The organism is Stenotrophomonas sp. ZAC14D1_NAIMI4_1, from assembly GCF_003086775.1.
Classification (GTDB): Bacteria; Pseudomonadota; Gammaproteobacteria; order Xanthomonadales; family Xanthomonadaceae; genus Stenotrophomonas.
Genome location: NZ_CP026001.1, coordinates 1,166,481 through 1,192,538, shown reverse-complemented (window position 1 = coordinate 1,192,538; position 26,058 = coordinate 1,166,481). Strand labels below are relative to the sequence as shown.

General features: G+C 68.4%; 24 protein-coding genes. 17 read left to right on the top strand and 7 right to left on the bottom strand.

From position 1 onward, the window contains the following. Positions 1-78: 78 nt before the first annotated feature. The 12 genes from C1927_RS05525 to C1927_RS05470 all read left to right on the top strand — a co-directional run bounded on the left by C1927_RS05525 (position 79) and on the right by C1927_RS05470 (position 12,923). The gene (locus tag C1927_RS05525) at positions 79-618 is read left to right on the top strand and encodes a GNAT family N-acetyltransferase (RefSeq protein WP_079220948.1); all 540 of its coding nucleotides are present in this window, start codon (positions 79-81) and stop codon (positions 616-618) included. Beyond that, entirely contained in the window at positions 615-947 is a 333-nt protein-coding gene (locus tag C1927_RS05520; RefSeq protein WP_079220947.1) for a non-heme iron oxygenase ferredoxin subunit, read from the top strand. The genes C1927_RS05525 and C1927_RS05520 overlap by 4 nt, the downstream gene beginning before the upstream one ends. Before the next feature lie 219 nt (positions 948-1,166). Then, entirely contained in the window at positions 1,167-1,568 is a 402-nt protein-coding gene (locus tag C1927_RS05515) for a hypothetical protein (protein ID WP_108746115.1), read from the top strand. A gap of 117 nt (positions 1,569-1,685) precedes the next feature. Beyond that, positions 1,686-4,010, top strand: coding sequence for a catecholate siderophore receptor Fiu (locus C1927_RS05510; protein ID WP_108746114.1), 2,325 nt, complete (start codon positions 1,686-1,688; stop codon positions 4,008-4,010). Between the two features lie 51 nt (positions 4,011-4,061). Then, positions 4,062-4,739 carry a Fe2+-dependent dioxygenase gene (locus tag C1927_RS05505; protein ID WP_108746113.1) on the top strand — a complete coding sequence of 226 codons (678 nt, stop codon included), beginning with the start codon at positions 4,062-4,064 and terminating at the stop codon, positions 4,737-4,739. A 177-nt stretch (positions 4,740-4,916) separates the two neighbouring features. Continuing rightward, the gene (locus C1927_RS05500) at positions 4,917-5,318 is read left to right on the top strand and encodes a hypothetical protein (protein WP_079225117.1); all 402 of its coding nucleotides are present in this window, start codon (positions 4,917-4,919) and stop codon (positions 5,316-5,318) included. 157 nt (positions 5,319-5,475) lie between these two features. Next, complete coding sequence (locus C1927_RS05495; RefSeq protein WP_108746112.1) at positions 5,476-7,893, top strand: TonB-dependent receptor; 2,418 nt, start codon at positions 5,476-5,478, stop codon at positions 7,891-7,893. Positions 7,894-8,234: 341 nt separating this feature from the next. Beyond that, complete coding sequence (locus C1927_RS05490) at positions 8,235-8,873, top strand: PepSY-associated TM helix domain-containing protein (protein ID WP_108746111.1); 639 nt, start codon at positions 8,235-8,237, stop codon at positions 8,871-8,873. A 29-nt stretch (positions 8,874-8,902) separates the two neighbouring features. Continuing rightward, positions 8,903-9,421 (top strand): DUF2271 domain-containing protein, encoded by a 519-nt coding sequence (locus C1927_RS05485; protein WP_108746110.1) that lies wholly within the window; start codon positions 8,903-8,905, stop codon positions 9,419-9,421. Between the two features lie 73 nt (positions 9,422-9,494). After that, a complete protein-coding gene (locus C1927_RS05480) occupies positions 9,495-10,298 on the top strand; it encodes a DUF4198 domain-containing protein (RefSeq protein ID WP_108746109.1) in 804 nt (267 codons plus the stop codon). 52 nt (positions 10,299-10,350) lie between these two features. Then, a complete protein-coding gene (locus C1927_RS05475) occupies positions 10,351-11,322 on the top strand; it encodes an FAD:protein FMN transferase (RefSeq protein ID WP_108746108.1) in 972 nt (323 codons plus the stop codon). Further along, a complete protein-coding gene (locus tag C1927_RS05470) occupies positions 11,319-12,923 on the top strand; it encodes a flavodoxin domain-containing protein (protein WP_108746107.1) in 1,605 nt (534 codons plus the stop codon). Before C1927_RS05475 ends, C1927_RS05470 begins: the two co-directional genes overlap by 4 nt. A gap of 1,439 nt (positions 12,924-14,362) precedes the next feature. On the opposite strand, the gene C1927_RS05465 is transcribed toward C1927_RS05470, so the two are convergent. The 4 genes from C1927_RS05465 to C1927_RS05450 form a co-directional block, all read right to left on the bottom strand. Continuing rightward, entirely contained in the window at positions 14,363-14,968 is a 606-nt protein-coding gene (locus C1927_RS05465) for a HutD family protein (protein WP_079220933.1), read from the bottom strand. Between the two features lie 34 nt (positions 14,969-15,002). Next, positions 15,003-15,728 carry a murein L,D-transpeptidase catalytic domain family protein gene (locus tag C1927_RS05460; protein WP_079220931.1) on the bottom strand — a complete coding sequence of 242 codons (726 nt, stop codon included), beginning with the start codon at positions 15,726-15,728 and terminating at the stop codon, positions 15,003-15,005. A 17-nt stretch (positions 15,729-15,745) separates the two neighbouring features. Next, complete coding sequence (locus C1927_RS05455; RefSeq protein WP_108746106.1) at positions 15,746-16,816, bottom strand: L,D-transpeptidase; 1,071 nt, start codon at positions 16,814-16,816, stop codon at positions 15,746-15,748. Between the two features lie 354 nt (positions 16,817-17,170). Then, positions 17,171-17,566 carry a helix-hairpin-helix domain-containing protein gene (locus C1927_RS05450; RefSeq protein WP_254051539.1) on the bottom strand — a complete coding sequence of 132 codons (396 nt, stop codon included), beginning with the start codon at positions 17,564-17,566 and terminating at the stop codon, positions 17,171-17,173. A gap of 133 nt (positions 17,567-17,699) precedes the next feature. Between C1927_RS05450 and C1927_RS05445 the strand changes: the two genes are divergently transcribed. The 4 genes from C1927_RS05445 to murU all read left to right on the top strand — a co-directional run bounded on the left by C1927_RS05445 (position 17,700) and on the right by murU (position 21,327). After that, positions 17,700-19,193, top strand: coding sequence for a M20 family metallopeptidase (locus C1927_RS05445; protein ID WP_079220928.1), 1,494 nt, complete (start codon positions 17,700-17,702; stop codon positions 19,191-19,193). A gap of 68 nt (positions 19,194-19,261) precedes the next feature. Then, the gene (locus C1927_RS05440) at positions 19,262-19,531 is read left to right on the top strand and encodes a GlsB/YeaQ/YmgE family stress response membrane protein (RefSeq protein ID WP_079220926.1); all 270 of its coding nucleotides are present in this window, start codon (positions 19,262-19,264) and stop codon (positions 19,529-19,531) included. Between the two features lie 60 nt (positions 19,532-19,591). Beyond that, on the top strand, positions 19,592-20,617 hold the full coding sequence (locus C1927_RS05435) for a phosphotransferase (RefSeq protein WP_108746104.1): 1,026 nt from the start codon (positions 19,592-19,594) through the stop codon (positions 20,615-20,617). Further along, positions 20,617-21,327: an N-acetylmuramate alpha-1-phosphate uridylyltransferase MurU gene (gene murU, locus C1927_RS05430; RefSeq protein WP_108746103.1), complete on the top strand. Its 711-nt coding sequence runs from the start codon at positions 20,617-20,619 to the stop codon at positions 21,325-21,327. Before C1927_RS05435 ends, murU begins: the two co-directional genes overlap by 1 nt. 539 nt (positions 21,328-21,866) lie before the next feature. On the opposite strand, the gene hda is transcribed toward murU, so the two are convergent. The 3 genes from hda to C1927_RS05415 are packed head-to-tail and all read right to left on the bottom strand — an operon-like array spanning position 21,867 to position 24,870. Further along, positions 21,867-22,574: a DnaA regulatory inactivator Hda gene (gene hda / locus C1927_RS05425; protein WP_079225113.1), complete on the bottom strand. Its 708-nt coding sequence runs from the start codon at positions 22,572-22,574 to the stop codon at positions 21,867-21,869. Then, positions 22,574-23,746: an AI-2E family transporter gene (locus C1927_RS05420; protein ID WP_079220921.1), complete on the bottom strand. Its 1,173-nt coding sequence runs from the start codon at positions 23,744-23,746 to the stop codon at positions 22,574-22,576. The genes hda and C1927_RS05420 overlap by 1 nt, the downstream gene beginning before the upstream one ends. Continuing rightward, positions 23,743-24,870: a DUF2066 domain-containing protein gene (locus C1927_RS05415; protein ID WP_234458502.1), complete on the bottom strand. Its 1,128-nt coding sequence runs from the start codon at positions 24,868-24,870 to the stop codon at positions 23,743-23,745. The genes C1927_RS05420 and C1927_RS05415 overlap by 4 nt, the downstream gene beginning before the upstream one ends. Positions 24,871-24,982: 112 nt before the next feature. On the opposite strand from C1927_RS05415, the gene purM reads away from it, so the two are divergent. Continuing rightward, positions 24,983-26,041 (top strand): phosphoribosylformylglycinamidine cyclo-ligase, encoded by a 1,059-nt coding sequence (purM, locus tag C1927_RS05410; RefSeq protein ID WP_079220917.1) that lies wholly within the window; start codon positions 24,983-24,985, stop codon positions 26,039-26,041. The last annotated feature ends 17 nt before the right edge of the window (positions 26,042-26,058 follow it).

The following is a 26,058-nucleotide window of genomic DNA, read 5'->3' as shown; positions in this document are numbered from 1 at the left end:
CAGAGCCCTTTCGCGCTGCGAAAGGGATCTGACCCCGCACCATTTTGCGGGCGCCCCTGCCCCACCTAGAATGGCGGCATGAGCACCCTGACTTTCCGTGCCGCCACGCCGGCCGACATCCCCGCCCTGATCACCCTGGTCACCTCGGCCTACCGCGGCGACGCCAGCCGTGCCGGCTGGACCACCGAGGCCGACCTGCTGGACGGCGCCCGCATCGATGCCGAGGGCATCCAGGGCGACCTGGACCGCCCGCGCTCGACCATCCTGCTGGCTGAGCGCGAGGGCCGCCTCGTCGCCTGCGCCCACGTTGCCGATGTCGACGGCAAGGGCTACTTCGGCATGTTCTCGGTCGACCCGGCCCAGCAGGGCGGTGGCGTCGGCAAGCAGCTGATGGACGCGGCCGAAGCCCATGCCGCGCGCGAGTGGAACGTGCCGGTCATGCAGATGACGGTGATCGACGTGCGCGACGAACTGATCGCCTTCTACGAGCGCCGCGGCTACCAGCGCACCGGCATCAAGAAGCCGTTCCCTTATGGCGACGAGCGCTTCGGCATCCCCAAGCGCGACGACCTGCGCTTTGAAATCCTGGAAAAGCCGCTGGCCGGGGCATCGGCATGAGCGAGGCCTGGACCTTCGTCTGCGCCGGCGCCGAGCTGCTGCCGGGTGAAATGAAGAGCGTGTTCGATGAAGTGACCGGCACGCCCATCGTGGTGTTCAACCTCGATGGCGAGCTGTATGCGCTGGAAGACCAGTGCACGCACGAGGAATTCGAGCTGTCCTCGGGCGAGTTCAACACCGCCGAAGGCAGCATCGAGTGCGTGCTGCACGGCGCGCGCTTCGATGTGCGTGATGGCCGCGCCCTGTGTGCCCCGGCCTACACCGCCGCGCCCAAGTTCCCGGTAAAGCGCGAACACGACGCCATCTGGACCCGCGACGACCGCGAGTGACCCGAGCGGGGACGCGCCCGAGTGCCTGCCCCCACCCACGCCGTCCGTTATCCACCCATGGGGTGGACCTGCCACAGATTGGCCACCCGCGCCCTCTGCGCGCCCTCCCAGCACCCCTGCGTACCGCCCAGCCGCCGCTGCCAAATGCGCAGATGCGAATCATTATCGTTGGTGTTATCCTGCGCGCCTGATTCGTAACGGTTTGTAACGGACCGCACCTTGGCTTCGCCTGCACCCATCGCCGCGTTGTACCTGCTCGCCCGTCAGGGGTGGCCGCTGCTCGTGGCCGCGCTGCTGGCGCTGTGGCTGGGTTGGTCGGCGCTGCAGGAAGGCCGCCGTGTATCCGGGGACGCAACCCTGTCCCCGTCTGCAGCGGCGCTGGATGAACACGCCAGCGGGCGTGCCGGCGAATCGCCACCACCCGAGCCCTTGGCCCCGCGCATCGAATCCGGCCCAGAAGGCAGCCACGGCGACAGTCCGCCCCTGCTGAACCGCCTGTGCCTTCTCGTCCCGCTGTCGGGCCCGCAGACCCTGCGCCTGCCTGTGCGCGCCGCAGCAGCGGTACGCCTGGCGGGCCGTCGTCAGCCGCCCTCGCACGCACCTCCAGCCCTGCTGAGCTGAGCCGCTGCGCCGGCACCGGCGCCGCCCCCGCGTTTCCGTACCGGATTCCCCCCGCGCAAACCGCCCTGCCGACCGCCGCGTCGACGGGGCCTTCCTGCCCCTGGCAAAGCCCATCCCATGACCTCGATCAAGAGCCGCAAGCACGCCTCCCCGCTTCGTTCACTGCCCCTGGCCACCGCCAGCCTGGCCGCCGGCCTCGGCCTGGCCGCGCTGCCCGCCGTGGCCCTGGCAGACGCTACCGACAATGCCCGCACGCTGGACAAGATCGACGTGCACGCCACCCGCGGCTACAAAGCCGACAAGGTCGCCTCGCCGAAGTTCACCCAGCGCCTGCAGGACACGCCGCAGACGATCCAGGTCATCACCAGCGACCTGTTCAACCAGCAGGGCGCCACCACCCTCACCGAAGCGCTGCGCAACAGCCCGGGCGTGGGCACTTTCTATGCCGGTGAGAACGGCAACACCACCACCGGCGACGCGCTGTTCATGCGCGGCTTCGACACGTCCAACAGCCTGTTCGTGGACGGCGTGCGTGATCTGGGTTCGATCTCGCGCGATGTCTTCAACATCGAGCAGGTGGAAGTGACCAAGGGCCCGGCCGGCACCGACAACGGCCGCTCGGCGCCGACCGGCGCGATCAACCTGGTCAGCAAGCAGGCCAACCTGCAGGATGCGACCTCGGCCAGCGTGTCCGTAGGCAGCGACCAGCAGCGCCGCGCCACCGCCGACTGGAACCAGTCGCTGGGCGCAACCAGCGCGCTGCGCATCAATGGCATGTGGCAGGACAGCGACCAGCCTGGGCGCGACCACTTGCAGAACAAGCGCTGGGGCATCGCGCCGTCGCTGGCCTTCGGCCTGGGCACCGCAACCCGCTATTACCTCAACCTGCTCTATGTGAAGCAGGACAACGTGCCCGATGGCGGCGTGCCGACCCTGGGCCTGCCCGGCTGGACGCCGCAACCGACGCTGGAAGCGCTGGCCGGCCATCCGGTGGACCCGGAGAACTTCTACGGCACCCGCGCCGACCACGACGACGTCACCGCGAAGATGGCCACGTTCCGCTTCGAGCACGACTTCAACGACAACGTGCGCCTGACCAACACCGCCCGCTGGGGCCGCACCGAGCAGGACTACCTGCTCACCGCCTTCATGGGCACCGGCGTGCGCGGCGCCAACGGCCGGCCGACCGGCAACATCACCTATACCAACGCAGCGGATCTTTCGACCTATGCGATCGCGCGCAGCCTGCCGACCTTCAAGGACCAGCGCAACACCATCCTGACCGACCAGCTGAACCTGCGCGCCGACTTCAACACCGGCGCGGTGGGCCACGCCCTCAGTGCCGGACTGGAGTTCACCCGGGAAGAACTGGACAGCTACGGCCAGGCCGCCACCGGTGGCAGCAGCTGGCCTGCCGCGAACCTGTACAACCCCGACTGGAACGTGGCTGGCCTGAGCTGGGCACACAACGGTGCCGACGCGCACGGCAAGACCACCACGTCCTCGGCCTACCTGTTCGATACGTTGTCGTTTGGCGAGAGCTTCCTGCTGACCGCAGGCGTGCGTGCCGATCATTACAGGACCGAGTACGCCAGCGCCTCGGTGTGTGGCGGCCGTGGCGGCCCGGTGTGTGGCAGCAACCCCACCGGCACTGTGCTGCGCAATCCCACGCTGGAAGCCTCCGATACGCTGCTGAACTGGAAGCTGGGTGCCCTGTACAAGGTCGGTGACACGGTCAGCGTCTACGCCAACTACGCCATTTCGCAGCAGCCTCCGGGCGGCGCCAACTTCCAGCTGAGCAGCTCGGCCAGCAGCGCCGACAACCCGAAGCTGGATCCGCAGAAGGCCAAGACCTTCGAGGTGGGCAGCAAGTGGGCCTTCATGGAAGATGCGCTGGCGGTGAACCTGGCGCTGTTCCAGACCGATGTGGAAAACGAAATCAACACCACCGTGTTGGACGACGCTGGCAACCCGACGCAGACCGGCAGCAAGCGGGTGAAGGGTGTTGAGCTGTCCGCCGTGGGCCGCGTGTCCGAGAACTGGTCGATCAGCGCAGGCTACAGCCACTTGAACACCGATGTGAAGGATGGTGCCAAGGTGGCCGCCGATGGCACCAACAACCTGGTCTATACCCCGGACGATACGTTCACCGGCTGGACCAGCTACGTGCTGCCGCATGGCATTACCGTGGGCGGCGGCGTCCGCTATGCCGCCGGCATGCACCGCGGTACCGACGGTGCCGTCGGCACGCCGGCGTTCACCAAGTCGTATGTGGTCTATGACGCGGTGGTGTCCTGGGCGATCAACGAGAACGTGTCGCTGCGCTTGAACGGCTACAACCTGTTCGACAAGCAGTACGTGGCCAGCATCAACAAGAGCGGCTACCGTTACACCCCGGGTGCCCCGCGCACCTTCCTGCTCAGCGCGGACGTCCGTTTCTGATGCACCTGCGCGGGGGAGCCTGACTCCCCCGCGTATCGACGAGGAACCGCCATGCTGCTGCATATACCCAACGTGCTTGCCCCGGAAGAGGTGGCACAGATGCGCCAGCGGCTGGATGCGGCCGATTGGGCCGACGGTCGCGAGACCGTCGGCGCCCAGGGCGCGCTGGTGAAGCACAACGAGCAACTGCCCGATGCCTCGCCATTGAAGGCCGAGCTCGGCCAGGGCGTGCTGGCCGCGCTGCGGCGCAACCCGCTGTTCTTTGCGGCCACGCTCCCGCTGAAGATCCTGCCACCCCGCTTCAACCGCTACAGCGGCGGCGGCACCTACGGCTTCCACGTCGATGGCGCGGTGATGAACCTGGCCCACGGCGAACAGCTGCGCTCGGACATCTCCTGCACCCTGTTCCTGTCCGCGCCGGAGGAGTACGACGGCGGCGAACTGGTGATCAGCGATACCTACGGCGAGCACGAAGTGAAGCTGCCCGCCGGCGACCTGATCGTGTACCCGTCCAGCAGCCTGCACCAGGTCAACCCGGTCACGCGCGGTGCGCGCGTGGCCTCGTTCTTCTGGGTGCAGAGCATGGTCCGCGACGATGTGCAGCGGTGCCTGCTGTGGGAGATGGACACCTCCATCGAACGCCTGCGGCAGACCGGCGGCGACGCTGGTGCAGTGCTGCAGCTGACCGGCGTTTACCACAACCTGCTGCGGCGCTGGAGCGAAGTCTGAGGCCGGCGCAGCGGCCCTGCGACACTTTGGCAATCATTCTCATTTGCAACCGCTAACAGCTCTCATTACAATCACGCCCCGTTGACGCCGGATGGTCCGGCGTACGCCCAGGGGTTGCCTGCCTTGCGTCGCCCGTTCCGCCCTCGCCCGCTTCGCCTCGTGCAGTTCGGTACCGCCATGCGCGGTCATCGCCCTGCACTGGCCAGCCTGTTGGCGTGGGTGGCGATGCTGGCGTTGCTGCTGGGCACCCTGCCGCTGCTGCCGCACGGCCAGGCGGAGGCCGCCGCGCAGGCGTGGCAGCAGCCCCTCGAAGGCCGCGGTGGTGAAGTGCCGGTGGAAGAAGACGCGCCGGCCAAGCTGCGCCGTTGCGTCTGCACACCGACCAAGGCCGCCGACAAGGCACCGCCGCCGCCGCTGCTGCTGGCCAGCCAATGGCTGCGCAGTGAACTGGATCTGATTCCCCTTGCCCCGGTCCACGCCGGGGCCCGTCCGCACTGGCCGCTGGCCACGCCGGACACGCCGTGGGCCGATGCGCCCGGGCGCCGCCAGCAACGCGGCCAGGCGCCGCCGCTGGCCTGATCTCCGGCCCTTCGTGACCGCGCCTGCGGTCGCGCCTGCGCGCCGCTGCCTGCTTCATCCCCTGCTGCATCCCTGCTGCCCCTGACCGGGGCTCCCCGTGCATGCCACGCATTCCGCGCTGGCATCGCACCACCCTGCATCCTTCGAGGTTACTGCCATGGCCCAGCGCCATCGTGTCCGTTCGTCCCTGTCCCGCCACCTGCTGACCAGCGCCGTGCTGGCCGCCTTCGCCAGCCCCGCCTTCGCCCACGGCGAAGCCGCCGCCCCGCAGACCCTGGACAAGGTGGTGGTCACCGCCTCCGGCTTCGAACAGAAGGTGGTCGATGCGCCGGCCAGCATCAGCGTGGTCAGCCGCGAAGAACTGAGCAAGCGCCCGTACACCAGCCTGGTCGATGCGCTGCGCGACGTCGAAGGCATCGACGTGGGCCTGGAAGCCACCGACAAGAACGGCCGCGCCACCATTTCCATGCGTGGCCTGCCGTCCGAATACACCCTGGTGCTGATCGACGGCCGCCGCCAGAGCAATGTCGGCCAGCTGTACCCGAACAACTTCGGCGGCGGCCAGTTCTCGTACCTGCCGCCCCTGGAGGCCATCGAGCGCATCGAAGTAGTGCGCGGCCCGATGTCCACCCTGTACGGCTCGGATGCCATGGGCGGCGTCATCAACATCATTACCCGCCGCAACCAGGACAGCTGGCACGGCTCGCTCAGCCAGGGCTTCACCGTGCAGCAGGACGACCAGTTCGGCGATGCGCGCACCACCGATGTCTACCTCAGCGGCCCGCTGCTGAAGGACCGCATCAGCATGGCCGTGCGCGGCAGCTACTACGACGCCAAGGCGTCCAACCCCGAATGGGATGCGCTGACCCTGCCCGATGGCACGCCGTGGGAGCGCAGCATCGGCTTCGGCGGCGGCGGCAAGTCGGTGGCCAACACCAACTGGAACACCGGCCTGCGCCTGGATTTCCGCATCAACGACGACCACGAGCTGTGGCTGGACTACGACGTCTCGCGGCAGAAGTACGACAACAGTGAAGGCCAGACCGGCACCCTGGACAGCCTGGCCAGCCTGTGGCGCGTCGGCAACGCGGTCATCCCCAACCCGAACGGCAGCGGCACGATCACCCGCCGCGTGGTGCAGCCGCGCGTGGGCTACACCGCCTACCAGCGCTACGAGCGCGACCAGCTGTCGCTGACCCACCAGGGCCGCTACAGCTTCGGCACCTGGCAGACCTCGCTGACCCACAGCAAGAGCAACAACCTCGGCCGCTCGCTGCCGCTCACCCTGGACGAGCGCGCCAACCTGCAGACCCTGTGGAACGACGTCTGCCAGCGCACCGGTGCCGCCAACAACTGCGCCGCCGGCCGCAGCAACGCGCTGGGTGCGCTCAACGCCGAGGAGATGGCGCGCCTGCAGGCGTTCCTGCCGCGTCCGCTGCGCACCATGGAACTGGAAGGCTACGTGCTGGACACGATGCTCGACCTCGACTTTGGCGCGCACAAGCTGACCGTCGGCGGCCAGTACAACGACACCGACATGATCGACGGCGTGTTCGGCATGGACGGCGCCGGCTACCGCAGCAACACCAAACAGAAGCACCGCATGTGGGCGCTGTTCGCCGAGGACAACTGGTCGCTGACCGACACCCTGACCGCGACCTTCGGCCTGCGCTACGACGACCACAACGTGTTCGGCAGCCACGTCAGCCCGCGCGGCTACCTGGTGTGGAATGCCAGCGACGCCTGGACCCTCAAGGGCGGCGTCAGCACCGGCTACAAGACCCCGCGTCCGGACCAGCTGTTCCCCGGCATCAGCGGCTTCGGCGGCCAGGGCGTGCTGCCGCTGGTGGGCTCGCCCAACCTGAAGCCGGAGACCAGCACCAACTACGAGCTGGCCGCGTACTACGAAGGCCAGCGCTGGGGCATGAACGTCACCGGCTTCATCAACAAGTTCGATGACAAGATCGCCAGCGGCGGCACTTTCCCGAACTGCGAAGTGGCGCCGGCCGGCAGCGGCTACTGCGTGGACATCGGACCGGGCTGGGCGGAACTGGGCTACAGCACCTTCACCCAGAGCGTGAACATCGACAAGGCCGAAACGCGTGGCGTGGAAATGGCCGCGCACGTCGACCTGCTGCAGAACCTGCAGCTGCGCGGCAACTACACCTGGACCAGGAGCGAGCAGACCAGCGGCCCGCAGAAGGGCCTGCCGATCACCGGCACCACCCCGGCCAAGCACATGGCCAACGCCAGCCTCAACTGGCAGCTCAACGATGCCATCAGCCTGTCGCTGATCGGCGAAGGCCGCTACGACCGCTACCGCGACACCATCCTCGATGCCAGCGGCGCCAGCCACAACCGCTACTATCAGGACTACACGATCTTCCACCTGGGCGGCAGCTGGGATGCCACGCCGTGGCTGACCGTCAATGCACGCGTCAACAACCTGCTGGACAAGGACTTCGTCTCGCAGTCGTGCCTGCTGATCAGCCAGAGCGAGTTCAACTGCGTGGATGACTATGCGACCAAGGACCAGCGCCGCAGTTACTGGATCTCGTTGAACGCGAAGTTCTGATTACGTCCCCGGGTAGTGCCGGCCGCTGGCCGGCATTGCCCTGCTGTGGCATCCACGCATGACGTGGATCTACTGCACACCGGTAGTGCCGGCCGCTGGCCGGCATTGCCCTGCTGTGGCATCCACGCATGGCGTGGATCTACTGCACCGGTAGTGCCGGCCGCTGGCCGGCATTGCCCTGCTGTGGCATCCACGCATGGCGTGGATCTACCGCACCGGTAGTGCCGGCCGCTGGCCGGCATTGCCCGGGCTCCTCCGCACGGGATACACAACGACACCTAATTGCGAGCCATTCTCATTAATGCTGTAATGGGTAGTCTTCACCCGCCCCGAAAAACACCGTGAGCCGTCCCGTGTCCTCCACCGTGCAGCAGCAACAGAGCCGTGGCTTCTGGCTGCGTACGCTGCACCAGTGGCACTGGATCAGCTCGGCGGTGTGCCTGATCGGCATGCTGCTGTTCGCGGCCACCGGCCTGACCCTGAACCACGCGGCGAAGATCGAAGCCAAACCGCAGGTGCAGAACCAGAAGCTGGAACTGCCGGCTGAGCTTCTTGGCGCGCTGGGTGACCGCGAAGACGGCAACGCCCCCATTCCGCTGCCGGCCCGGCAATGGCTGGATGCGCAGCTGGACATCGGCATCGGCGGGCGCCCGGCCGAATGGTCGCCGGAAGAAATCTACCTGTCGCTGCCGCGCCCCGGTGGCGACGCCTGGCTGAGCATCGACCGCGAAAGCGGTGCGGTGGAATACGAATCGACCTCGCGCGGCGCGGTGTCCTACCTCAACGACCTGCACAAGGGCCGCAACGCGGGCCCGGCGTGGGGCTGGTTCCTGGACCTGTTCGCGGTGGCCTGCCTGGTGTTCTGCATCACCGGCCTGTTCCTGCTGCACCTGCATGCGCGGCAGCGGCGCATGACCTGGCCGCTGGTCGGCCTGGGCCTGATGATCCCGCTGCTGATCGCCCTGCTGCTGATCCACTGACTTCCATCCGTTCCCTCCGGAGCCGCCCCATGCGCGTCACCCTCACCATCGCCCTCAGCGGCCTGCTGGCCACCTCGCCGGCCTATGCCGCCACCCTCGACATCAACGTCGAAGTGCCCAAGCTCAACGTTGCCGAATACCACCGCCCGTATGTGGCCGTGTGGCTGGAAGGCGCCGACCAGAAGGCCGCCGCCAACCTGTCGGTCTGGTACCAGCAGACCAGCAACAGTGAAGGCCATGGCACCAAGTGGTTGCCCGACCTGCGCCAGTGGTGGCGCAAGAGCGGCCGCACGCTGCAGGTGCCGGTGGATGGCGTGACCGGTCCGACCCGCCCGGCGGGCAAGCACGCACTGTCGTTCAACGACCAGCAGCCGGCCCTGAAGCAGCTGGCCCCGGGCAGCTACACCCTCGTGGTGGAAGCGGTGCGCGAAGTCGGCGGCCGCGAACTGCTGAAGATCCCCTTCACCTGGCCGGCCACCGCCGCGCAGAACGGCAAGGCGCAGGGCGCCACCGAGCTGGGCCAGGTCACCCTCGCCGTCAAGCCGTAACTGCATGACCCCCGGGTCGGATCCCTTCCGCAGGAAGGGCTCTGACCCCACCACCACCCCTGGAGTCTTCCGCATGAAGCGCACGCTCGTCCTAGCCGCCGCCCTGGCCGCTGCCCTTCCGTTCTCCGCCCTGGCCCACAAGGCCTGGCTGCTGCCCTCGCAGACCGTCATCGCCGGCAACGCGCCGTGGATCACCGTCGACGGTGCGGTCTCCAACGACCTGTTCTATTTCAACCACGTGCCGCTGCGCCTGGAGTCGCTGGTGATCACCGCGCCGGACGGCAGCAGCGTGCAGCCGCAGAACGCCGCCACCGGCAAGTACCGCAGCGTGTTCGACATCGAGCTGAAGCAGCAGGGCACCTACCGCATCGCCTCGGTCAATGACGGCCTGTTCGCCACCTACGAACAGAACGGCGAGCGCAAGCGCTGGCGTGGCACCGCCGCGACCTTCGGCGAACTGCCCAAGGATGCGAAGAAGCTGGAAGTGAGCCAGTCGGTGGGCCGCGTGGAAACCTTCGTCACCAACGGCGCGCCGAACACCACGGCGCTGAGGCCGACCAACCGCGGCATCGAGCTGCTGGCCGTGGGCCATCCGAACGATCTGTTCGCTGGCGAGGAAGCCACCTTCCGCGTGCTGGTGGATGGCAAGCCGACTGCCGGCCTGGAATTCGAGATCGTGCGTGGCGCCACCCGCTACCGCAACGCGCAGGACGAGCTGAAGCTGACCAGCGACGCCAAGGGCGAGATCAAGGTGACCTGGCCCGAAGCGGGCATGTACTGGCTGGAAACCGGCACCGAAGACAACAAGACCTCGGTGAAGCAGGCCGCCAAGCGCCGCCTGAGCTACGTCGCCACCTTGGAAGTGCTGCCGCAGTAACGTGGACCGCGGTGCCGGGCCCGCCCCGGCACCGCGCCTGCAACGCCCCGCCATGACCGATCCCCTGTCCGACATCGCCCGCCTCGGCGGCACCACCATGGGCACCACCTGGAGTGTGTCGCTGGTGGCGCCACGCCAGCGCGACCTGCACCCGCTGCACGCTGGCATCCAGGCGCGCCTGGATGAGGTGGTCGCGCAGATGAGCACCTGGGACGCCGGCTCGGACCTGGCCCGCTACAACCGCGCCGCCGCCGGCCAGTGGTGCCCGTTGCCGGCCGAAACCCGCCATGTGCTGGCCGCCGCGCAGGCGATTGCCGCCACCAGCGACGGCGCATTCGATCCCACCCTGGGCCCGCTGGTCGCGCTGTGGGGCTTCGGTGCACAGGCCGGCCCACGCCGCGTGCCCGACGCCGCCACCCTGCAGGCCACGCGTGCGCGCTGTGGCTGGCAGCAGTTGCAGTGGCGCGCTGACGCCCTGCTGCAACCTGGCGGCCTGGAACTCGATCTCTCTGCGATTGCCAAGGGCTTCGGTGTCGACCACGTCGCTGCCTGGCTGCGCGCGCAGGGCATCACCGCGGCACTGATCGAAGTGGGCGGCGAACTGACCGGCTACGGCCGCAAGCCGGATGGGCAGCCGTGGCGCGTCCTGGTGGAGTCGGCCCCGGAAGAAGATGCGCACGGCGATACGCCGCCGCGCGTGCTGGCGCTGGATGGCAAGGCCGTGGCCACCTCGGGCGACCGTTGGCACCAGTACCACGCCGATGGCCAGGCCTACAGCCACAGCTTGGACCCGCGCACCGGCATGCCGGTGCGGCAGGTCGCCGCCGCAGTGACCGTGGTGGCCGACGATGCCATGCACGCCGATGCCTGGGCCACCGCGCTGACCGTGCTCGGCCGCGAACAGGGCCTGGCCCTGGCCGAGCGCGAAGGCCTGGCCGCACGCTACCTGGAACGCGCGATCGACGGTCCGCGCGAACATCTCAGCAGCGCCTTCCAGCGCCTGCTGGACGAGCAGGCCGCATGAGCCGCCGGCCAACGCGCGCCGTGCTCGGCAACCTCATCGTGATGGTGCTGCTGGCCGTGGCCGGCTACGCCCTGCTGCGCCTGCACCTGGGCGAGACGTGGTGGCAGGGCGCCCCGCCCGCGCGCCACTGGCACGGCGCCGTCCTGGCCTTCGCACTGTATGCGCTGGCCTGCACCGCAGTGTGGTGGCGTGGGCGCCCGCGCGATGACGCCGCCAGCGGTGATGTCGCGCCGCTGCTGCTGGTGTGGTCCAGCCAGACCGGCTTCGCCCGCGAACTGGCCGAACGCAGCGCCGAGGCCCTGCGCGCCGCCAGCCTGCCGGTGCGCGTGCGTGGGCTGCATGAAGTCGACACCGCGCTGCTGGCGCAGAGCCAGCGCGCACTGTTCATCGCCAGCACCACCGGCGAAGGCGACGCCCCCGACCACGCCCTGCCCTTCCTGCGCCGGGTGATGAGCACCTCGCCCTCGCTGGGCCACCTGCAGTTCGGCGTGCTCGCGCTGGGTGACCGCAGCTACGGCCATTTCTGCGCGTTCGGCCACCGGGTCGACGACTGGCTGCGCCAACACGGCGCGCACCCGATGTTCGATGCGATCGACGTCGACAACGCCGATCCGGCCGCGCTGCGCCACTGGCAGCAGCTGCTGGGACAGATCGGCGGCGGTGCCAGCGAACTGCCTGACTGGAGCCCGGCGGAGTACCAGCCGTGGCCGCTGCTGCAGCGCGAACACCTCAACCCCGGCAGCCTCGGCGGGCCGGTGTACTGGCTGCGCCTGCAGCCACCGGCCGGCAGCGATGCGCAGTGGCAGGCCGGTGACATCGCCGAAATCGGCCCACAGCACGCTGCCGTTTCCACACGCGCGTGGCTGCTGGAGCGCGGTTTCGATCCGGACCTGCGGCTGGACGATGGCGTGGCTCTGCTGGATCGCGTCGTGCGCTCGCACCTGCCCAGCCTCGTCGCACCGGGCGACCTGCCCGGGTTGCTGGCGTCACTGCAGCCGTTGCCGCATCGCGAGTACTCGATTGCCTCGGTGATGGCCGACGGCGCGCTGGAACTGCTGCTGCGCCGCCAGCTGCGTGCCGACGGCACGCCCGGCATCGGCAGCGGCTGGCTGTGCGACCACGCGGTGGTGCATGAGCCGGTGCAGCTGCGCCTGCGTCGCAACGCCAATTTCCATGGCGTGGCCGCCGAGGTACCGCTGCTGTTGATCGGCAACGGCACCGGCATTGCCGGCCTGCGCGCGCACCTGCACGAGCGCGCCCGCAGCGGTGCGCGCCGCACCTGGCTGCTGTTTGGCGAACGTTCGGCCGCGCACGATTTCCATTTCGGCGAGGAGCTGCAGACGCTGCTGGCCGACGGCACGCTGGCGCGGCTGGATGCGGTGTTCAGCCGCGATGGCGGCGCCCACCGCTACGTGCAGGACCGGCTGCTGGCCGAAGCAGCGACGCTGCGGCAGTGGGTGGATGAAGGCGCCACGATCCTGGTCTGCGGCAGCCTGCAGGGCATGGCCCCGGCCGTGGATGCGGTGATCGAACAGGTGCTCGGTGCCGAGGGCAAGGAAGCACTGTTGATGGCCGGTCGTTACCGGCGCGACGTGTATTGACCATTGTAGAGCCGAGCCCATGCTCGGCTGGCGACGCCCCACGACGCCGGGGATCGCCCGGCGCTACCCGGGCGTCGTTACCCGTATCGCCAACAACTCACCGCCGCCCTGCACCGCGTGGCGTTGCCTTATCCACGCATGGCGTGGATCTACTGCGATGCTCGTTGCCCAGTAGATCCACGCCATGCGTGGATGACGCCCCATGGCGCCCCACGATGCCAAGGATCGCCCGGCGCTACCCGGCGCGCGTTACCCGTATCGCCAACAACTCACCGCCGCCCTGCAATGCATGCCGTTGCCTTATCCACGCATGGCGTGGATCTACTGCGCTGCTCGTTGCCCAGTAGATCCACGCCATGCGTGGATGACGCCCCATGACACCCCACGACGCCGGGGATCGCCCGGCGCTACCCGGCGCGCGTTACCCGTATCGCCAACAACTCACCGCCGCCCTGCACCGCGTGGCGTTGCCTTATCCACGCATGGCGTGGATCTACTGCAATGCTCGTTGCCCAGTAGATCCACGCCATGCGTGGATGACGCCCCATGACACCCCACCACGCCGGGCATGGCCCGGCGCTACCCGGCGCGCGTTACCCGTATCGCCAACAACTCGCCGCCGCCCTGCAATGCATGCCGTTGCCTTATCCACGCATGGCGTGGATCTACTGCGATGCTCGTTGCCCAGTAGATCCACGCCATGCGTGGATGACGCCCCATGACACCCCACGACGCCGGGGATCGCCCGGCGCTACCCGGCGCGCGTTACCCGTATCGCCAACAACTCGCCGCCGCCCTGCACCGCGTGGCGTTGCCTTATCCACGCATGGCGTGGATCTACTGCGATGCTCGTTGCCCAGTAGATCCACGCCATGCGTGGATGACGCCCCATGGCGCCCCACGATGCCAAGGATCGCCCGGCGCTACCCGGCGCGCGTTACCCGTATCGCCAACAACTCACCGCCGCCCTGCAATGCATGCCGTTGCCTTATCCACGCATGGCGTGGATCTACTGCGCTGCTCGTTGCCCAGTAGATCCACGCCATGCGTGGATGACGCCCCATGACACCCCACGACGCCGGGGATCGCCCGGCGCTACCCGGCGCGCGTTACCCGTATCGCCAACAACTCACCGCCGCCCTGCACCGCGTGGCGTTGCCTTATCCACGCATGGCGTGGATCTACTGCAATGCTCGTTGCCCAGTAGATCCACGCCATGCGTGGATGACGCCCCATGACACCCCACCACGCCGGGCATGGCCCGGCGCTACCCGGCGCGCGTTACCCGTATCGCCAACAACTCGCCGCCGCCCTGCAATGCATGCCGTTGCCTTATCCACGCATGGCGTGGATCTACTGCGATGCTCGTTGCCCAGTAGATCCACGCCATGCGTGGATGACGCCCCATGACACCCCACGACGCCGGGGATCGCCCGGCGCTACCCGGCGCGCGTTACCCGTATCGCCAACAACTCGCCGCCGCCCTGCAATGCATGCCGTTGCCTTTCACCGGCACCCAACCACGCGGTATCGCCGGCCTGCATCGGTGGCAACCCGCTGTCCGCGCCGAATTCCGCATGCCCGGCCAGCAGGTACAGCGCCCAGGCCACGCCCGGTTCGCAGAAGAAGAACATCGACCCCACCAGCGGCCGGTGCAGCAGCTCGGCCTGCAACAGCCCGCGCTTCCACATCAGGTTGAAATCGTGGGTGGTGCCATCGACCAGCTCGCCGTCAAGCGCTTCTTCGCCAGCAAAGCGCACGCGCCCGTGCGGTGGCAGCACCTCGGCCACGCGGCCATCGGCAAAACGCAGGCGCACGCCATTGCCCTGCAGCAACACCAGCTCGCGCTCCACGCCGGGGAACGCCGAAAACGCGGCGTCCTGCTCGATCTCGGCCACCGACAGGCGCAGCGCCCAGTCATCACCCTGCGCGGGCAGGCGCAGGATCTCGCGGGTCCAGCCCAGGCCGTTGCGCCAGCGTTCGCGGCGGTAGTCCAGGCTGGAGATCACCTGGCTCGGGGTGCGCAGCAGAGCATCTATGTCCATGCGCGCATTGCATCATGCCGCGCGCGATCGCGCATCACCGCGCAGCAACACCGCCCGCTTCGCCACACTGCGGCGACAGCAGCTGCGAATGCTGCAGCCATTGCGGGTCGGGATAGTAGGCGAACACCAGGGTGCCGCCACGCAGCGAATCGATCAGCGGCCGCGACACCGACAGGCGTACCGCCGGGCAGCCCAGGCTGCGGCCCAGCCGGCCCTGCAGGCGGGCCATCGTCGGGTTCACATAGGGCGCACCGTGGATGACGATCGCGCGGTCACGTGCCTTGTCGTTGAAGCCCGGCTCCAGCCCGTCCAGCCGCAGCGAATAACCGTTGCCGCCCATGTAGGTTTCCTGCGCAGTGAAGGCACCGATGCTGGACATGAAACTGCCATCGCGGTTGGAGAAGTGCTCGGTGCGGTTGCCGCCACTGTTGCGGCCGTGCGCCACCCATTCCTCGAACAGCAGCCGCTGCCGCGCCAGGTCGAACACCCACAGGCGCTGCTCGGTGGACGGCCGCGAGTAATCGATGACGCCCAGCCGCTCGGCCTTGATGCCCAGTTCCGGACGCTGCAGGGCGCAGCGCAACGCCGTGGCCGCCAGCTTCAATACGTGGCGGTCGGCATTGGGTGCCGTGCGCGCCAGCAGCGCGGTCAGGTCGTCGGTGCTTGCGGTGGCGGGCGGCGCCGCGGCGACAGCGCTGCCGGCGGCGACCAGCGCGAGCAGGCCGCAGGCGGCCTGCCAGCGCGTGCGTGAAGCAATCATGGGCACACGGTATTCACTCAGGACTTTTTCGACGTGGGCGTGGCGGGTTCGGATTCCAAGACCGGCTGCAATCCCGATTCAGCCGCGCTTGGGCGCACCGCCGGCAGCGAGGTGACCAGCAGGGTCGTGCCCGGCACCAGCACCTGGTACAGCTGGCGGGCGAAATCGGCCGGCAGCGCCATCGGCAACGACGGCGTGGCCAGCAGGTCCGGGGTGGCCTGCGCGCGGTCCTGGCCCAGCAGCGGGTAGGCGGTCCACTGGTGCAGGCGCTGCTGCGTGTCCAGCGGGCTGGGCGTATCGCTGAAGCCCTGCCCCATCACGAACAACGTGGTGCCCTGGAACGCCGGCAGCGCATCGGCCCGCAGCGGCGATTCGCCGATCATCACGCCATCGCGCAGCACGTACAGGCGCTGGTCGTGCAGGCTGACCAGGATGCCGACCTGGCCGCTGGGGGCGACCGCATCGTCCCACCAGGCCTTGGCCGGGCTGGCGCCTTCGGTTTCCGGCAGGGCCTGGCCACGCGCGTTCACCGGTGCCAGCACCGCCGGGTAGGCCAGGGTCATCGGCGCACTCTTGGCGTCGGCCACCACGACTGTGTCGCCGCGCTGGGTTGCGCTGAACAGCTTCTGCGCGAACGCCTGCGGCAGGCGCACGCAGCCGTGCGAGGCCGGGTGCCCGGGCAGGCTGCCGCCATGCAGGGCAATGCCATCCCAGGTCAGCCGCTGCATGTAGGGCATCGGTGCGCTGTTGTAGAGGTTGGATTTGTGGTCCTTGTCTTTCTGCAGGATCGTGAACACGCCCGTGGGTGTTTCATGCCCGGCCTTGCCCGAACTGATCGTGCTCAGGCCGATGGCGATGCCGTTGCGGTACACGTAGGCGCGCTGCTCATCCAGGCTGACCACCAGCACGATCGGGCCGGCCGGCGACACTTCCGGATGCCACAGGTACTCACCGGGCTTCAGATCGGTTGGGCCACGTACCTCAGCGGTAGCGGCGGTAGCGGCGGTGGTGGCGGGCGTGGCGGCCTGGGCCGCCAACGGCAGGGCCAGGGCAAGTGCGAGCATCAGGGGCAGACGGGGCAGGCGCATCCAGCAGGTTCCAATCCGTGGGGAACCTTCAACCTACACCATTGGCGGCGCAGCGCCGTGCCAGAACGTGCCCGCGCCAGAAAGCGAAATGCCCGGCGACACAGCCATGTGTCGTACCGGGCACTCGTTACGTCCTTGTCGGCCTGCTGCCACCCCCTCGCATCCTGCGCTGTGGGGGCGGCGTTGCATCCTGCACGCGGCCGCGTTCGTCCTGCTTGTATCTCAGCCCCTTCCACAGGTCTGTGATGCCACCATCCTGGTGATTGGTGCCGCATCCCTGCGACGGTCGGTGGGCACGTCCTTCCTGTCCGTGTCCGATGAACCAGCCTCCTGCCGGTCCCGACGATCCTGCTGTCAACGCCTGGGTACGGAGCGCACCGGTACCGATCCGGGTACCGGATCCGCTGGCAACATCGTGTTGCCGACGGTGATCCGCTGTCGATTCCGTTCGACGATTGCTGTCCCTATCCCCTTCACCTGCGTCAGGTCCTCGACGCGATGAAATGGGCCGTGTCTGCGCCGGTGCTCGACGATTGCCGCTGCCTTTACGGCCCCGACCATCGTCAATCCCTGCTGCAGCGCGTGGGCATCGGCCCGGTTGATGTCGATCGGCTCGGCGGCTTGCGCCCCCACCATCCACATCCCCATTACCAACACCCTGAACACGACTGACCAAGGCACGACGTGTATCTCCTTGTGGTTCTGGCCGTCTCGACCGGCAATCCCGTCGGTCGAAACAGTGTCCGTCACCACATGCACACAGACTATCGGTTTCCGGGATTTCTAAAAGCCAGCCAAATACCCGACGTGCTGTAGGAAAAACCCTACCCCCGGCACAGGCGTAGAATGGCCGCATCACACGCCCATGCAACCGGAGTTTCAGATGGACAGCGCCAAGCTCGGCCAATTCGTCAATGACAAGTGGGACAGCGAGATCGTCCCGCAGTTGGTCGACTACATCCGCATCCCCAACAAGTCGCCGATGTTCGACGCCAACTGGGTGCAGAACGGCTACATGGAACAGGCGGTCACCCTGATGGAAAACTGGGCCAAGGCCCAGGAACTGCCCGGCCTGAAGGTCGAGGTGGTCCGCCTGGAAGGCCGCACGCCGCTGATTTTCCTGGAAATTCCGGCCACCGGCGCCGAGACCGGCGACGACACCATCCTGCTTTACGGGCACCTGGACAAGCAGCCGGAAATGACCGGCTGGGACGAGGATCTGGGCCCGTGGATCCCGGTCCTGCGCGGCGACAAGCTGTATGGCCGCGGTGGCGCCGACGACGGTTACGCCATCTTCGGTTCGCTGGCGGCGGTGCTGGCCCTGCAGGCCCAGGGCCTGCCGCACGCCCGCTGCGTGGTGCTGATCGAAGCCTGTGAAGAATCCGGCAGCTACGACCTGCCCGCCTACGTCGACCACCTGGCCGACCGCATCGGCAAGCCGTCGCTGGTGGTCTGCCTGGATTCGGGCTGCGCCAACTACGACCAACTGTGGTGCACCACCTCGCTGCGCGGCCTGACCGGCGGCAACTTCACCGTCAAGGTGCTCAACGAAGGCGTGCATTCCGGCGATGCCTCCGGCGTCATCCCGTCCAGCTTCCGCCTGCTGCGCCAGATCCTGTCGCGCATCGAGGACCAGGACACCGGCCGCATCCTGATCGACGGCATGAACGTGGAGATCCCGGCCGAGCGCCTGGCCCAGGCCAAGCGTGCCGCCGAAGTGGTCGATACCGAGATCTTCGAGAAGTTCCCGATGGTCGACGGCCTGCGCCCGATGAACGAGGACCTGACCGAGCTGGTGCTCAACCGCACCTGGCGCCCGGCGCTGTCGGTCACCGGCGTGGGTGGCATGCCGCCGCTGGAATCGGCCGGCAACGTGCTGCGCCCGCAGACCTCGGTGAAGCTGTCGCTGCGCCTGCCGCCGACCGCCGACGGCAAGACCTGCGGCGAACTGCTGAAGGAAGCGCTGCTGCGCGATCCGCCGAACGGCGCCCAGGTCACCCTGGACCTGGAAAAGGCCTCCACCGGCTGGAACGCCCCGGCCATGGCGCCGTGGCTGACCCAGGCCATCGACGACGCCAGCCAGGCCTTCTTCGGCAAGCCGGCGATGTACATGGGCGAAGGCGGCTCGATCCCGTTCATGGGCATGCTGGGCGAGAAGTTCCCGGGCGCGCAGTTCATGATCACCGGCGTGCTCGGCCCGCACTCCAACGCGCACGGCCCGAACGAATTCCTGCACATCCCGATGGGCAAGAAGGTCACCGCCTGCGTGTCCAAGGTCATCAGCGAGCACTACGCCGCCAGCCTGCGCGGCGAGACCAGCGGCTCGCCGGTGGCAGCCGACAGCGGCACCCGCCACGGCGACCACGGCTGCTGCTGATCGCACACCCGTGACGGACGCAGCCTGGCCTTGCTAGGCTGCGTCCACCCCAAGCGGAACGCATGCACATGAATGGTCTGTTCGGCAGCAGCAGCTGGCTGTACATCCTGCTGGTCGGTTTCTTCGTCGGCCTGCTCGGGCGTTTCTTCATGCCCGGCAACAACCGCATGGGCTGCCTGCTGACCATCGTGCTCGGCATCGTCGGCGCATTGGTGGCCGGCTGGTTCGGCCAGTACATGGGCTGGTATTCGCCCGGCGAGCCGGCCGGTTTCCTCGGCGCCGTGGTCGGCGCGGTGGCCGTGCTGGCGCTGATGCGGCTGTTCACCCCACGCCGCTGATCTTCGTATTTCCTCTTTACTCCTGAGCGTGGCGCGCCTGTCGCGCCCGGAACTGCCTGCATGACCGAACCCGCCTCCGATCCCCAGCGCAGCGCGCAGCGCCTGCAGTGGGCCCGCACCCAGCTGGACGACGCCAACACGGTGGTCGAGCGCGCTTCGGTCGACGCCGGCCTGCGCAGCTATTGGCGTACCACCAGCCGTGGCGGCAGCCACATCGTGATGGATGCCCCGCCCGGCCTGGAAGATCCGCAGCCATGGTTGCGCATGCGCGGCCTGCTGCACGACCACGGCCTGCGCGTGCCCGCCCTGCTCGCCCAGGATCTCGACGCCGGTTTCCTGTTGCTGGAGGACCTCGGTGGCCCGACCCTGGCCAAGGTGCTGGACGAACGCAATGCCGATGCCTGGTTCGGCCGCGCCATCGACCAGCTGCTGCGCCTGCAGGCGATCCCGGTGCCCGATGATTTCGGCCGCTTTGGCGAAGCCCTGCTGCAGCGCGACGCCGGCCTGTTCGACGAATGGTTCCTGCAGCGCCACCTGGGCATCACCCTGGACGCCGCCGAGGCCGAAGGCCTGCAGCAGGCGCAGCGCCTGCTGATGGACAACGCGCTGGGCCAGGCCCAGTTGATGACCCATCGCGATTACATGCCGCGCAACCTGATGCCGGTCGACGATGGTCCGGCCATCCTCGATTTCCAGGACCTGGTGCGTGGCCCGATCGCCTACGACGCGGTGAGCCTGTTCAAGGACGCGTTCCTGAGCTGGCCGCTGCCGCGCGTGGACGCATGGCTGGCGCAGTACCACCAGCGCGCGCTCGACGCTGGCCTGCCGGTGCCTGACCGCGCGACCTTCCTGCGCGACGCCGACTGGATGGGCATCCAGCGCCACCTGAAGTGCCTGGGCATCTTCAGCCGCCTGCGTTACCGCGACAACAAGGGCCACTACCTGGACGACGTGCCGCGCTTCATCGGCTACCTGGACGAAGTGCTGCCGCGCTACCCCGAACTGGCCACGCTGCAGCAGCTGCTGGACATGCGCATCAAGCCGGCCCTGGCCGAACTGGCCGCACCGATGCGCGTGGTGCGCTGATGAAAGCCCTGATCTTCGCCGCCGGCCTGGGCGAGCGCATGCGCCCGCTGACCCTGCACACGCCCAAGCCGTTGTTGGCGGTGGCCGGCAAGCCGCTGCTCGCCTGGCACCTGGAGCGGCTGGCCGCACTGGGCGTGCGCGAGGTGGTCATCAACACCGCATGGCTGGCCGAGCAGTTCCCGGCCACGCTGGGCGATGGCAGCCACTGGGGCCTGCAGCTGCACTTCGTGCACGAAGGCGAGACGCCGCTGGAAACCGGCGGCGGCATCCTCAACGCGCTGCCGCGGCTGGGCGATGCGCCGTTCCTGGTGGTCAACGGCGATATCTGGACCGATTTCGATTTCGCCACCCTGCCCCGCGAGCCGCAGGGCCAGGCACACCTGGTACTGGTGGACAACCCGGCGCAGCACCCGGAGGGCGATTACCGCCTGGATGCGCAGGGCCTGCTGCACCACGACCGCGCGGGCCCATGCCTGACCTATGCCGGCATCGGCGTGTACCGCCCGTCGATCGTGGCGGACTGGCGCGCAGTGATCGGCGATGCGCCGGGCAGCGAGCGGGTCCCGCCGAAGTTCTCGGTGGTGCCGCTGCAGAAGCATTTCATGGCGCAGGGGTTGATGACCGGGCAGCACCATCGCGGGCGCTGGACCGATGTCGGGACGGTGGATCGGCTGCGTGCGCTGGACGCGGAGTTGGCAGCGAACGGCTGAGCCCCTCGTGGCTTGAAGCGTGGTGCGTTGGGATCACTGATGTCTGGCCGGGCGGATGGGCTGCGCAGGGGACGCTGCAAGTACGTCCCTGTAAGCTCGGTCGCCGCATCCATGCGGCTCACGCCCCTGCGCAACCCATCCGCCCGGCCACGGACAATTTCCGTGCGCGTCCAGCCACGGAAAAGAAAAAGAAAAGCAAAAGCGGATCGCGTCGCTGCGCTCGCTCCGGTGTCGACCAACGGTCGACACCCACCAAGAGCCGCGGGAACCTGTCGAAGGCGGGGCGCTGTGGGCTTGCGGGGTGTGAGCCGCATGGATGCGGCAACCAAGCCCCCATGGGTGAGGGCGCTTTGCTTGCGAAGCACTGCTTCGCAAGCGCCCGAACGCACAGCCGCCAGCGGCTGGGCCGGACCCCGGAGGGGGGTTTACGGCGTCCCCGCAAGCCCACAGCGCCCCGCCTCCCCTCAGGAAGCCAGCACTTGATCTTGACGTTGCTCCAGCGGGTGCAGGGCAGCAGCCCTGCAAAGAAAACACACCCCTCAGTAGCGAGGGCGGCCTTCTTCCAGTACCTGGCGCAGGAACGGCACCGTGATCCGCCGCTTGGCCGCCAGCGATTCCCGGTCCAGCCAGTCCAGCAGCGTGATCAACCCACCCAGCTCGCGCCCGGTGTGCGACAGCAGCCACTCGATGGCCGCCTCGTCGATCGCCAGCCCGCGCCGCAGCGCGCGCTCGCGCAACACGGCCGCGCGGCCTTCCTCATCCAGCGGCTGCAGCAGCACGCGCACGCACTGGCCCAGCCGCGAACGCAGGTCCGGCAGCACCAGCCCCAGCTCGCCAGGCGCACGCTGCGCCGTGTACAGCACCGTCACCCCCGCCGCGCGCGCGCGGTTGTGGAAGTCGAACAGCGCGATCTCGTCCTCACGATGGCCCGCCACCGCATCCAGGCCATCCAGCGCGACCAGTTCGCGCTGCTCCAGGCCATCCAGCGCCGCCGCCACCCGGCCGACTGCACCGGCCAGCGGCACGTAGGTCGGCAGGCGCCCGGCCTGCTGCGCGCTGGAACACATCGCCAGCGCCTGGTGGGTCTTGCCCGTGCCCGCCGCACCTTCGAGGTAGACCCAGTCATGGCTGGCACCCACCGCGATGGCACGCAGCTGCGCCAGCGCGCCATCCGGCGCGCCGATGAAGGTCTCCAGGCGCTGGTCCCGCGGGTAATGCAGGGCCAGCGGAAGTTGCGGCACACCAATCACTTCGGGTCCGGGCCGTTCTCGTAGGGGTCGAGGATGATATGGGGCGCATCGATCACGCCATCAAGCACGATCGCCGGCTTTTCGCCGACGTACAGCTCGCTCTGGCGGTAACGCTGGTGCGCATAGCGCAGCAGCACGTTGCTGACCGCCGCCACCGGCAGCGCCAGCAGCATGCCGAGGAAACCGAACAGCTGGCCACCGGCCATCACCGCGAAGATCACCGCCACCGGGTGCAGGCCGATCTTGTCGCCGACGATGCGCGGGGTCAGCACGTAGCTCTCCAGCAGCTGGCCAACGGTGAACACCACGCCGACCAGGAGCAGCAGCTTCAGGTCGATGCCCTGTGCCTGCACCAGCGCTGCCACCACCGCCATCACGATGCCGGTGGTCGCGCCCAGGTAAGGGATGAAGCTGATCAGGCCAGCCACCAGGCCGATCAGCAGGCCCAGCTTCAGGCCGACCATCGACAGGCCGGCGGCGTAGATCACGCCCAGCGCCACCATCACCAGGAACTGGCCACGGATGAACGCGCCCAGCACCTCGTTGGATTCGCGGGCCAGGTTGGTGATCGTGCCGATGTGGTTGCGCGGGATCACCGAGGCCACGCGCTCGACCAGCTTGTCCCAGTCACGCAGGAAGTAGAACGCCAGGATCGGCAGCAGCGCCAGGTTGACCATCCAGGTCACCACCGTGAAGCCCGAGCGCGAGACGTAGCCCATGAAGGTCGTGGCGAAGCCGCCGGCCTGCTGCCAGTGGCTGCGCACCCACTCGATCAGGCGGTCCGGGTCCATCCACTGCATCACTTCCAGGCCGGTCTTCTGCTCGAACCAGGGGATGCCGGTCTGCATCAGCCAGGCCTGGGCCTGCGGAACAGCGGCCATCAACGTGGTGATCTGGCGCTCGATCATCGGCACCAGCACCAGCAGCAGCGCGGTGATGACCAGCACCATGGCCACGAACACCAGCACCACGCCGGTATTGCGCGAACGGCCGGTGGCCTCGATGCGGTCGACCAGCGGGTCGCCCAGCCAGGCCAGCGCCAGGGCCAGCACGAACGGGGTCAGGATGGGGGCCAGCAGCCACACCACCCAACCGATCAGCAGGGCGACGGCCACGTACTTCAGCCGTCGCAGGAACTGCGCGATTTCCGCTTCCGGGGCCTGGATCATCGCAGTCGGTACTCGTTGCTGACCGGGGCCGGCTGCGGTGCGCCGGTGCTGTCATCGATCGGCGCCGGCAGGGCCGGCAGGGGCGCCGAAGGCACCAGCACGCCGTTGTCGCCCAGCATGCGGTTGAAGCCGGCCAGGCCGGTGGTCATTTCCAGGTTCAGCTCCAGGCGGTCGCCCGTCGCCCGCAGCGGGGTGACGTTGCGCACCACCGGCACCTCGCGCAGGCCGGCGGCCAGGCGCAGGTACTCATCGGCGCTGTTGATGCCGGTCACCACCACGCGGTAGGCACCGGCTGCACCAGTGGCCGCGCCGGCCTTGGCGTAGCGCTTGACCAGGGCATCGGCGGCGCCGTCGGCACCGGCCGCCATCGCGCGCATGGCGTTGGCGTCCTTGGTGGTCCACTTGTTCAGCTCGCGGCCGTTGTCGACGAACACCCAGTCCGCCTGCCAGCCGCCATTGGCGCGGTACAGCTTGCCGATCAGCTGCATCGGCGGCGAGTAGCGAGACGACGCGCGGGCCACCGCAGCGCTGTCCTGGCGCCAGATCGCGCCGGCCAGGGCCTGTTCGGCGGCGCCGCCACTGGGCAGGCCCAGCTTGTAGCCGCGCTCGATGGCCCGGTTCAGCAGCGGGCGCGCGGCATTGGCCTGCTGCACGCTGACCAGCCGCGGGCCACTGCCGTCGTCCACCGCCAGCCAGACCACCGGCTTCGGCCGCGGCTGCGGCCACAGCGGCAGGCCCAGGGCCGACACCAGCGCATCGACGTCATCTTCGCGGAAACGGGCCACCAGCAGGGTCCGGTAGCTGGGTGCGCCACTGGCACCCACGCTCTGGTCCTGCTTGAAGTCATAGCTGGCCACGTAGTCCTTGGCGTTGCGCAGGGCCTGCGCGACGCCGGGGCGCGACATGACGCTGCGGTCACCGGACAGCTTGCCCAGGACCACGCTCAGGGCACGGGCCAGGCCACCGTTGCGGTCGGCCTCGGCCTGGCTGTTGACGGGCACTTCGGCCTCGTAGGCACCACTGGCGGTGGCGACATCTCCCTCGGTGCGAAGGCCGCTCTGGGCCATCGTGGCCACCGGCAGGCACAGCGCAAGGAGCAGGGTGAGAATAAGGCTGCGGCGCATCAGGACATCCATTGGCTCGACGTATCCGGGGGGAATTGTTGCCCGAATACGGACTTTGCGCCAATGCGGCCTGTTAAAATCGCCCGTTCAACCCCTGCCAGCGCCGACGCCCGTGACCAACACCCCGTCTTCCGCCCCCTCCCCCCTCACCTACCGTGATGCGGGCGTCGACATCGACGCCGGCAACGAACTGGTCGAGCGGATCAAGCCCCTGGTCAAGCGCAGCTTCCGCCCGGAAGTGATGGGCGGCCTGGGCGGCTTCGGCGCCCTGTTCGACCTGTCCAACAAGTACCGCGAGCCGGTGCTGGTGTCGGGCACCGACGGCGTGGGCACCAAGCTGAAGCTGGCCCACCAGCTGAACCGCCACGATACGATCGGCATCGACCTGGTCGCCATGTGCGTCAACGACGTGCTGGTGCAGGGCGCCGAGCCGCTGTTCTTCCTGGACTATTTCGCCACCGGCAAGCTGGACATCGACACCGCCGCGGCGGTCGTGGGCGGCATCGCCAACGGCTGCACCGAGGCAGGCTGCGCGCTGATCGGCGGCGAAACCGCTGAAATGCCCGACATGTACGCCCCGGGCGAATACGACCTGGCCGGCTTCACCGTCGCTGCGGTCGAGAAGAGCGAACTGAAGGACGGCGCCAGCGTGGCCGCCGGCGACGTGCTGATCGGCATCGCCTCCTCCGGCCCGCATTCCAACGGCTACTCGCTGGTGCGCCGCATCTACGACCGCGCCGGCCAGCCGGCCGACCTGGAGCTGGAAGACGGGGTGAAGCTGGTCGATGCGCTGATGGCGCCGACCCGCCTGTACGTCAAGCCGATCCTGTCGCTGCTGAAGTCGCATGGCGCGGCCATCCACGGCATGGCCCACATCACCGGTGGTGGCCTGACCGAGAACATCATCCGCGTGGTGCCCGAAGGCCTGGGCCTGGACATCCAGGCCTCGGCCTGGCCGCTGCCGCCGGTGTTCCAGTGGCTGCAGAAGGAAGGCGCCGTCGTCGACAGCGAAATGTGGCGCACCTTCAACTGCGGCATCGGCTTCGTGCTGATCGTCGCCCCGGAGCAGGTCGCTGCCGTGTCCGAAGCCGTGCAGGCGCAGGGCCTGGCTCACTGGCCGATCGGCCAGGTGGTCACCGCCAGCGGCGCCGAGCGCGTCCGCATTGCCTGATACGTACCCAGGAGCCC